Annotated in this window: 1 protein-coding gene; it reads left to right on the top strand. The window is 36.9% G+C overall.

Features of this window, described 5'->3' with window-relative positions; genetic code table 11:
• Positions 1–171: 171 nt before the first annotated feature.
• Complete coding sequence (locus GQA99_RS20130) at positions 172–852, top strand: transglutaminase-like domain-containing protein (RefSeq protein ID WP_206194594.1); 681 nt, start codon at positions 172–174, stop codon at positions 850–852.
• The last annotated feature ends 271 nt before the right edge of the window (positions 853–1,123 follow it).

Raw genomic sequence — 1,123 nt, forward strand, 5'->3', positions numbered from 1 at the left:
GAAGGCTTCAAGGTACATAATTTACTCTCCTAAAAGAGAGTATAAGATCACAGCTAAGCCAAGGCGTCAAACAGATTGTGTATCAATTTCATCAGCTCAAAAAACGTTCACGATCTCACCCTGGGAGTAAATGTGACTAAATTATCAAAAAATTTATTAAAACATACCCCAATGTTGGATTTTAACCATCCGCAAATTCAAAGTTTGATTGAACAACGACAGTGGCGAGATTTATCGCAATATGATGCCATTGGCGAAATTTATAACTATGTACGAGATGAAATTTGTTTTGGCTATAACGCAGATGACCGAATACCTGCAAGCCAAGTATTTAGTGATGGTTATGGACAGTGTAATACTAAAGGTACTTTGTTGATTGCGTTGTTACGCGCTGTTGGTATTTCTGCACGCTTGCATGGTTTTACTATTTACAACCAATTACAACGTGGTGCAATCCCGAACTATATATTCTTCTTTGCACCAAAACGTATTCTTCATAGTTGGGTTGAGGTTTTTTACAATGAACGTTGGATTAACTTGGAAGGTTACATCATCGATAAGCCTTATCTTAAACAAATTCAGAGTCGTTTTGTTGAGCCAAGCAAGTGCTTTTCAGGCTTTGGTATTGCAACTAAATGTCTTGCAAGACCCGATGTGGACTGGATAGGCAAAGATACTTATATACAAAGTGACGGCATTGCAGATGACTTTGGTATATATGAGCAGCCAGATGATTTTTACTCAAAACACGGTAGTAACCTTACAGGGATTAAAAAGGTTCTTTTTCGTTATGCGCTACGTCATTTAATAAATATAAATGTGAAAAAAATTCGTTCTAATGGCGTAATGTGAGGTAAACATCTAAAAAACCACATAGCATAGTTAATTTTGTAACTGTGCCACTACATATACAGGTTATTTATTAGTGCTAATTCACAGCTATTCCAATCAAACGATGGTTAGTTTGAGCTATGTAACAATTGCATTCTAGGGTTGAATCCAGGGCAACCGCATGAGTGTTCATTAATTAGCCACATCACTGAATCCAGCTTGTAATACTGCTTCTAAGTATGCTGTTTTCATCCAGGCTCGTTTTTGTTTAGCTGGTATGCTTCCCTTTGAA

It is taken from the genome of Shewanella litoralis, from assembly GCF_009828585.1.
Lineage (GTDB): Bacteria > Pseudomonadota > Gammaproteobacteria > Enterobacterales > Shewanellaceae > Shewanella > Shewanella litoralis.

What these genes read in the sequence shown, in the direction of transcription:
- GQA99_RS20130 (WP_206194594.1), top strand. Translation starts at nt 172, where the DNA reads ATGTTGGATTTTAACCATCCGCAAATTCAAAGTTTGATTGAACAACGA.